7 protein-coding genes and 1 pseudogene are annotated in these 8,311 nt (G+C 63.9%); 1 reads left to right on the top strand and 7 read right to left on the bottom strand.

The genetic code is table 11. The annotated features are described in order from the left end of the window. The 7 genes and pseudogenes from JWN03_RS45310 to JWN03_RS45280 form a co-directional block, all read right to left on the bottom strand. The coding region (locus JWN03_RS45310; RefSeq protein WP_297629011.1) for a CaiB/BaiF CoA-transferase family protein at nt 1-1,859 on the bottom strand (1,859 nt) is incomplete at its 3' end. 2 nt (nt 1,860-1,861) lie between these two features. Beyond that, nucleotides 1,862-3,010: a thiolase C-terminal domain-containing protein gene (locus JWN03_RS45305; RefSeq protein WP_297629010.1), complete on the bottom strand. Its 1,149-nt coding sequence runs from the start codon at nt 3,008-3,010 to the stop codon at nt 1,862-1,864. A gap of 7 nt (nt 3,011-3,017) precedes the next feature. Further along, complete coding sequence (locus tag JWN03_RS45300; RefSeq protein WP_297629013.1) at nt 3,018-3,266, bottom strand: Zn-ribbon domain-containing OB-fold protein; 249 nt, start codon at nt 3,264-3,266, stop codon at nt 3,018-3,020. Between the two features lie 12 nt (nt 3,267-3,278). Beyond that, nucleotides 3,279-3,413, bottom strand: a pseudogene (locus tag JWN03_RS45295) (zinc ribbon domain-containing protein); the annotation flags it as partial. Nucleotides 3,414-3,534: 121 nt separating this feature from the next. Further along, nucleotides 3,535-4,689, bottom strand: coding sequence for a thiolase family protein (locus JWN03_RS45290; RefSeq protein WP_297629012.1), 1,155 nt, complete (start codon nt 4,687-4,689; stop codon nt 3,535-3,537). A 54-nt stretch (nt 4,690-4,743) separates the two neighbouring features. After that, nucleotides 4,744-5,289, bottom strand: a complete 546-nt coding sequence (locus JWN03_RS45285) for a DoxX family protein (protein ID WP_297629009.1) — start codon at nt 5,287-5,289, stop codon at nt 4,744-4,746. Next, complete coding sequence (locus JWN03_RS45280) at nt 5,286-6,800, bottom strand: class I adenylate-forming enzyme family protein (protein WP_297629008.1); 1,515 nt, start codon at nt 6,798-6,800, stop codon at nt 5,286-5,288. Before JWN03_RS45280 ends, JWN03_RS45285 begins: the two co-directional genes overlap by 4 nt. Nucleotides 6,801-7,084: 284 nt before the next feature. Between JWN03_RS45280 and JWN03_RS45275 the strand changes: the two genes are divergently transcribed. Continuing rightward, nucleotides 7,085-8,170, top strand: coding sequence for an amidohydrolase family protein (locus JWN03_RS45275; protein WP_297629007.1), 1,086 nt, complete (start codon nt 7,085-7,087; stop codon nt 8,168-8,170). Nucleotides 8,171-8,311: the final 141 nt, after the last annotated feature.

Here is an 8,311-nt window from a genome sequence, read left to right as displayed (position 1 = left end):
TACAGAATCGACGTGCGCACGAATTGACCTTCTCCGGTGCGATCGCGATCGTAGAGGGCCTGGATGATCCCCAGCGCGGATAGGAATCCGTTGCCGGTATCGCCCAGCGACGTACACGACCAGATCGGCCGGCCGTCATTGTCGAGTCCGCCATCGAGCCAGGAAGTCCCGGCCAGGGCCGCGGCCGTCTGATCGTTACCCGGATCCTGCGCGCGCGGTCCCTGCTCATGGCCGAGCGTATGGCAGTAGATCAGTGCCGGATTGATCTTGCGCAGGTCTTCGTAGCCGACGCCCAGTCGCGCAGCGGCATCGTAACGCATGTTGTGCTGGACCACGTCGGCCTGCTCGACCAAGCGGTGCAGAACTGCCAGCCCTTCGGGATCCTTCAAATCGAGCACGATGGATTCCTTATCCCGGTTGCAGCACATCGCGATGTGATTGCTGAACCAGAACTTGTCGGTCTTGGTGTTGACCTTGATGACGCGGGCCCCCAGCTCGGCCAGCACCTGAGTGCCGAACGGTCCGGCGACGGCCAAGCCGAGATCGAGCACGGTCACACCCGCCAATGGGGCCGACAGACTGCGCGCATCCGAGGCCGCCGGAACCGCCGCGGACGGCGAATCCGGTTGCGCCGCAAGCACAGCGTCCGCCTCCGCGCGGACCTCCTCGGTGTGAGCACCGAAGGCCGGCGCGGGTTGCGGAGTCGGTTGCGGATGCCGGGCCAGTTCGACGATCCTGCCTACCTGCCGAATCGGACCCACCTCGGGATCATCGATTTCGACGACACAGCCATCGGCCAGCAGGAGCGGGTCCAAGAGCGCCTCTTCGGGCGACCGCACCATCTGCACCGGCACGCCGACCTGGTGGGCAAGATCCACCCAATCCTGGGCCGGGTAGCGAACGACCGCCTCAGCCAGCTGCTCCTGGAAGGCGTGCAGGATGACCATGTCCTCCGACATGGGGCTGACTCGAAGCGACGCGTCCTTCGGCGACCTCACTTCAGGCGTGGCACGTAGTCCATTCGCCGACGCGTTCAAGATGAACTCGGGCAGTGGTACCCAATGATGGGTCCAGCGGCCGTCGGACGTGCGGAAAAAACCCTTGGGCGCCCGGCTGTCGTTGACCCAGGTCTGGAAGTCGGGCGTATCAGGCTTGTCCACCTGCTGCCATCCTGCGATCGTGGTGGCGAGCACGCCGTGCAGCAGCGACGCCTGCACACGCTGTCCTCGCCCAGTGTGTTCGCGCGCCCGCAGCGCGGCATTGACACCGACCGAGGCAATGTAAGCCGCGCCCAGACTGACCCACGGCACACCGCTGAACAGTGGCCCTTCCCGATCCGGTCCCACCCAGGAGCCCGGCGGTGGTCCCGTCAACTCGGGCATGACCGGCTCATGTCCGGACAGGCGCGCGATCGTCCCGCCGACGGTCCCGCGCCCCTCGAACTGGTGCCCCGTCCGAGCGGCAACCAGCGCATCGATCCCCGGCCGCTCGGCATCAGGGCCGTCCTCGCCGTAGCCGGTGATGGAGCAGTAGATCACTCGCGGATTGATCGCCTGCAATGTCGGGTAATCAATGCCGAGCCGTTCGGTGGTTCCGGGCGTGAAGCTCTCGATCACGACGTCCGCCGACCGAGCCAGCGCCAGGAATCGCTTCCGGTCCGTGTCATCTTTCAGGTCGAGGGCAGCGCTGCGCTTGCCGCGGTTCCAGATTCGGTAGCCCGAGAACCGCCGCCACGGATCACCTTCGGGCGGTTCGATTTTCGTCACCTGCGCGCCGTGGTCGGCGAGCAGCATGCCGGTGATCGGGCCGGCGATTCCCCAGGACAGGTCCAGTACCTTGATGCCGTCGAGAACACCCATGACTACTCACCACTTCCCAGCACGACCGCGCTCTGGCCGGCGGCGCAGAGGATATGCGAAGCACCGGAAATCTGATTCACCGCAGTGCCACGAATTTGACGGACCCCTTCGATGATGTTGTTTATCCCGTGGATGTACGCCTCACCGAGCAGACCACCGTGCGTATTCACCGGTAGCTTTCCACCGATCTCGATATTGCCATCCTTGATGTAGTCCTTGGCTTCACCGGGACCACAGAATCCGTAGGCCTCGAGTTGATAGAACACGACCGGACTGAAGTTCTCGTAGATCATTGCCGCATCGATATCGTCGGGAGTCAAACCGGTACTCCCCCACAGTTGTTCGGCTACGTATTCTGCCTGCGTGAACCGGGTCATGTCGGCACCGTAATAATTGAACAGCGTATTGTCCCCTGCCACATTTCCTTGCGTGGCTGCTTCGATGGCGACGACCGGGTGCTGCATGTCGCGCGCACGTTCGGGGCTGGTCACCACCAGGGCCACGCCACCGTCGCTTTCCTGACAGCAGTCCAGCAGACGCAGGATGGGCTCGACGATCCACCGTGACGCCTGGTGATCCGCCAGCGTTATCGGACGCTCGTAGAACCACGAATTCGGATTTGTCGCGGCATGCTTCCTTGCGACCACCGTGTATCTGCCGAAATCCTCGTTCGTCAAGCCATACCGATTCATGTAGCTCTGGAACCAGAGCGAGAACATCTTCGCGGGCGTGTCCAGTCCATAGGGAAGATGGAAGTTGAGCTCGGGGATCCCCCCGTTTCGTATGGGCTGCCCGAACCGAGTGCCCGAGCGTTCGTTGAACGCCCGGTAGACGACCACAACATCGGCCACGCCTGCCGCCACCGCCGCGGCCGCGTGCTCGACCATGGCCGCCGAACCGCCGCCGCCGAAGGGCGTGCGCGAAGTCCATCGCACACGGTCGATACCGACGCTGCGCATCAAGGCGAGTTCATCGTTGTCGTCCACGGTCATCGTGACCAAGCCGTCCACGTCAGCGGGCTGCAGTCCGGCGTCGGCGAGCGCGTGACGCACCGCCTCACACGCGAGCTGCAGCTCGCTGCGCCCGGAATCCTTGGAGAATTCGGTTTGGCCGACCCCAGCGATCGCCGCCTTGCCTTTTTTCAGAGCCATGAGAACCTCACTTCGCAATCGGCCGGAACTGCGGCAGCTTGACGCCGCCGAGCTCGTCGAAGGTCACCTCGACAGCCATTCCGTCGACAACCTGCGCAGGGTCGATCTCCTGCAGATTGGTGACAATGCGAGCACCTTCGACAAGCTCGATCACCGCGACGATGCGCGCATCGGCGTCCGGCTGGCTGGGGTGCCGCGACACAATCCAGCTGCACACCGTGCCTGTACCCGCCGCGTCGTGGGCATCCCACTCCACGGACCCGCACTGCGGGCACATGGGGCTGGGCGGGTGCTGCAGTCGCGCGCACTTCGCACATTGCCGAATCAGCAAGCGCCCCTGTTCGACGCCATCCCAGAAGAACTGATCATCACGATTCGGAACAGGGGGGATAACTCGTACCACGGGCGTTCACCTCTTCGTCAACTGCGCACATAGTAACCACTATGTCCGCAGTACGTTACTATTTTCGAATTTCTGTGACAAGGACGGACTGCTCGTGGGCAATCCGCTCCCACAATCCTTCTCAGCCCAGCAGCTCGACGATCGTGCAGTTGGCCATGCCGCCGCCTTCGCACATTGTTTGAAGGCCGTATCGAATGCCGTTGTCCCGCATATGGTTGATCATCGTCGTCATGATTCGAGCACCCGAGGCGCCCAGCGGATGACCCATCGCGATGGCGCCCCCGTTCGGGTTCAACCGCGACTCGTCCGCCCCGGTCTCGTGCAGCCACGCCAGTGGTACGGTCGCGAACGCCTCGTTCACTTCATACACACCGATGTCGGACAACGAGAGCCCGGATCGGTTGAGCGCCTTCGCGGTTGCCGGGATCGGGGCAGTGAGCATGATGACGGGGTCGTCGCCCGTGACCACGGCGGTGTGTACCCGGCAGATCGGCCGCATACCCAGTTCCCGCGCGCGCTCGGAGGTCATCATGAGCAAACCTGCCGCGCCGTCGCTGATCTGAGACGAATTGCCGGCATGGATGACACCGTCCTCCTTGAAAACGGGCTTCAGCGCAGCCAGCTTCTCCAGCGAGGTTCCCCGGCGCAGGCCCTGATCCACCGTCAGGGAGCCGCCATCGGCGGTCGGCACGGCGGTGATCTGTGCGTCGAAAACGCCGGAATCGATGGCAGCCGCGAGCTTCTCGTGCGATCGTGCCGAGAACGTATCGACTCGTTCCCGGTCCAGAGCCCACTTCTCGGCAATCATTTCGGCGCCGAGGCCCTGATTGAACCCGGTGCCGTAGCGTGCCGCCACCAGAGGCCCACCGGGCAGACCGAACTGCTCGGTCGCCCATGTGGCTCCGATCGGAACAGCCGACATGATCTCGACACCACCCGCGACAGCGATGTCGTACTGTCCCGAGATCAGGCCGGCCGCGGCGAAATGAATCGACTGCTGCGAGGAACCGCACTGCCGATCGATCGTGGACGCCGGCACGGATTCCGGCCAACCGGCGCCGAGAACAGCCATGCGGCCCACATTCCCGGCCTGCTGCCCGGTTTGGTTCACACAACCCCACACCACGTCATCGACGACAGCGGGGTCGAGTCCATTGCGTTCGGCCAGCGCATTCAAGACATGGGCTGACAGGTCCGCCGAATGGTAGTGAGCGAGGGCGCCGCCTCGTTTGCCGACCGGGGTCCGCACCCCGTCGACGATCACTGCATCACGAATGGACATACTGTGCACTCCTTTGCGTTCCGTCGTCGCCCCTATGCTCGAGCGAGGTCATGCCGATACTTCCGATTTCGGTCTGCGCCAACTGGTTCCGAGCGCAAGCGCCCCGGCGAGGCCGCCGAGTACCGCCGCTGTTGCCAGGCCCGGCCATCCGGCGATGGTGATGTCGAACAGGTTGTCCAGAGACCACGAACCACCACCGGACGCGCCGATCGCCGCCGCGACCACAATGATCATCAGCACGTACTCGTACCCCTCGCCAGGGCGGAAGATGAAGAACCCGTTGCGAATATGGTTCGCCACCAGCGCAACCAACATGCAACCCACGACCGCGGCACTGGCCAGTGGCGTGAGCAGCCCGAGCAGCAGTAGCGCACCAGCCCCCACTTCCGTCACCGAGGCCAGCACCGCATGCAGACGTGCGTGCCGCATTCCGATCGAGGAAAACCAGCGTGTGGTGCCGGGCAGCCGTCCACCGCCGAAGAAGTGGTTCCAGCCGTGCGCCAGCATCGTTCCGCCGACGATCACCCGCAGCAGCAGAGCTGAAATGTCGAGCGCACTGCGCTGCGCGCTGAGGTCCATGGCGTACGCGGTCATGCCTGCACCCCAGGGCTCAGCTCGCGCAGGTCATCGAGGACCTGTCGGCGCAATAGTTTGCCGGTGTCGGTACGCGGCAATTCATTCCGTATCACGACCGTTTCGGCAGCCCGCGAGCTACGCAGGTGCTTGCGAGTCCACGCGACCAGCTCCTCGGGCTCGACCGTCGCCCCCGGTCGCAGCTTGACCGCCGCGGCGACCCGATGGCCCCACTCCTCGTCGGGCACTCCCACCACGGCCGCATCCTCGACATCGGGATGTTGCAACAGCACGTCCTCGATCTCGGCAGGCGCGATGTTCTCGCCCCCGCGAATGATCGTGTCGTCGGTCCGGCCCTCGATGAACAGATACCCCTCGTCGTCAACCCAGCCCGCATCGCGAGTGGGGAACCATGAATCCGCATCGCATACCGAACCGCTACCGGCGTACTCGCCCGAGACCTGCTCACCGCGCACCCAGACGTCACCAACCGTGCCGGTCGGCAGCACCTGTCTGTCCTGATCGCGGATCTGGACCTCGATGCCGGGGATAAGCCGGCCCACCGACGACAACCGCCGTGCCACAGCGGGATCCGGCGACTCCAGCGCGGTCCGATGGTCATCCGGGCCCAGCACGGCAATCGACGAACTGGTCTCGGTCAGTCCGTACGCATTGACGAAGCCGGCCTCCGGGAAGGCATGCAGCGCACGCCGCAGCACGCTCTCATGCATCCGCGAGCCACCGTAGGAGATAAATTTCAGCGAGGGCGGCCCGGCCTTATCCTCGCCGATCGCGTCCACAATGCGAGCCAGCATGGTCGGCACCACCATGGCCTGCGTGATGCCCTCGGACCTGACGGTCGACAGCCAGCTCTCTGGCGTGAAGTCCGGCAGGTACACGATCCGGCGGCCGGAGAAGACGTTCGACAGCAGATTGGCGACACCCGCGATGTGGTACGGCGGGACACTGACCAGCGCCGCGTCGTCAGGTGCGGCGGCACCGAACTCCACCGAGCCCAGAATGTAGGACGTCAGATGATGGTGGTGCAGAATCGCCGCCTTCGGGGCGGCGCTCGTACCACTGGTGTAGAGGTACAGCGCCGGCCGACTGGGCTCACCGATCGCCGAGACATCGACCGCGGGATCCGTTGCCTCGCGGGACAGTTCGGAAAGCCAGTCGTCGGTGGTCACTACCTCACCGGCTACTTTCAGCGAGTCGACGTATCGCGGGTCGGCAATGATCACCGCGCCCGCGTGCCGACTCAGCAGCTCGTTGAGCTGGGCTTCGCCGAGTCGATAGTTCAGCGGCATGAACGGCACACCGCGCACCGCACTCGCGAAGAAGGCCGTGACGAACGCGGGTCCACTCTGGCCGACGAATCCCACCACTTCTACCCCGTCACCTAGGCGTGCCGCACCGGCCACGGCCAGTTGCCGCAACCGTTCGTAGCCGAGGCCATCGGCACGCCGGCCGATCGCAATGCGGTCGCCGTAGCCCCCCGCAGCCATCTCCAGGATTGTGGCGACGTTCAATGTCTCTCCCTCAGCTCACCGCAAGTCAATTCGACTCCCAGGTGTTCTTAAAATATACTTTATATCAGTCACTGTATACGGACGATTGCCCGTCAGGGCAAATCCCGCCCTTGACTGTGTCAATCCGTCTGGCATAGTAGATACTATAATACCGGGTGACTGCCAGGCCAGAGCGATCACGCTCCATTCGTCGCACGTGCGATGACGCCAGGGGCCGCCCGGTCTACAGCCACAATGTCGTGCTCTCCGCCGCTGAAGGCGGATTGTTTGAAAGGCAGATCAGTATGTCCGAGCGCCTGATATCCACCGATTCGCACGTCAAGATGACGCACGAGCAGGTCAAGAACCACCTCCCCACCCGACTGCACGCGGCATACGACGAAGCATCCGGCGCCTACGACGCGAAGATGAGCCGCGGCGTCGGCGCAGCGAACCAGGCCGGCGCCAAACAGCAGCGGACCGACGCAATCGCGGCGTCCAACTCGGTGTTCTCCCGGGCCGGCTACTGGGACCCGGTCGAGCGGCTCAAGGACATGGATGCCGACGGCGTCGACGTCGAGGTCCTCTTCAGTGAAGTCAGCGCGTTCCGCTACCTCAGCGACGTCAAGGACGGCGTCTCCGAGACCGTGCGGGCATTCAACGACGCGCTGCACGAATTCTCCCAGTCCGACCCCAAACGGCTACTGGTCTCCTACCAGATCCCCATCCACGACATCGACCTGGCGGTCGCGGAGGTACAGCGCGTCGCCGAACTCGGCGGCAAATCCCTTCAGCTGCCGGTCTTCCCACCCGAACTCGGACAGCCCGACTACTACCACGAACGCTACGACCCGCTGTTCGCCACCATCGAGGAGACCGGCCTCCCGATCTGTTGCCATATCGGGCTCAAGACCACGTTGAGCGATCTCGCCCAGCGCGACCCCACCCCGAACAAGGGAATCATGGTCCCCATGACGCCCTTGATGACCGCCGAAGCGTTCGGCATGTGGATCATGGGTGGAGTCCTCGTGCGGTTCCCCGACCTGAAGGTCGTCTTCGTCGAACCCGGAATCTCCTGGGTCGCTTGGTGGCTCGACACCGTCGACGACATGGTAAAGCGGCAGGGCTACAAATACCCGGGCCTCACCGAGCTCCCCAGCTACTACTTCCGCCGCAACGTGTCTTTGACCTTCGTCGACGAAGGACTCGGGCTCCATCGCATGCGCGACCTGATCGGCGTCGAAAACATCATGTGGTCCACCGACTACCCGCACCCGGTGACCAGCTGGCCCAACTCTCAGAAGATCATCGAAGAACAGTTCAAAGGCATTCCCGCCGAGGAACGTTCACTCATCCTCTCCGGCAACGCGACCCGAATCTGGAACCTCTAACCACCCATAGCACGCCGCTGGGCAATCGTCCTGCGGCCGTGTGCTGTCGTCAATGCCGCCGACAGCCCAAGGGCCCCTTCCGCCTTCGTAGTTCCGTTGGCGGGAGGGGCCTTGTACGACCAAGTAAGCCGGAAGGACCTC

The organism is Nocardia sp. (assembly GCF_025465275.1).
Lineage (GTDB): Bacteria > Actinomycetota > Actinomycetes > Mycobacteriales > Mycobacteriaceae > Nocardia.
This window is presented reverse-complemented; position numbering and strand designations above follow the sequence as displayed.

What these genes read in the sequence shown, in the direction of transcription:
- JWN03_RS45305 (WP_297629010.1), bottom strand. Translation starts at nt 3,010, where the DNA reads ATGGCTCTGAAAAAAGGCAAGGCGGCGATCGCTGGGGTCGGCCAAACC.
- JWN03_RS45285 (WP_297629009.1), bottom strand. Translation starts at nt 5,289, where the DNA reads ATGACCGCGTACGCCATGGACCTCAGCGCGCAGCGCAGTGCGCTCGAC.
- JWN03_RS45275 (WP_297629007.1), top strand. Translation starts at nt 7,085, where the DNA reads ATGTCCGAGCGCCTGATATCCACCGATTCGCACGTCAAGATGACGCAC.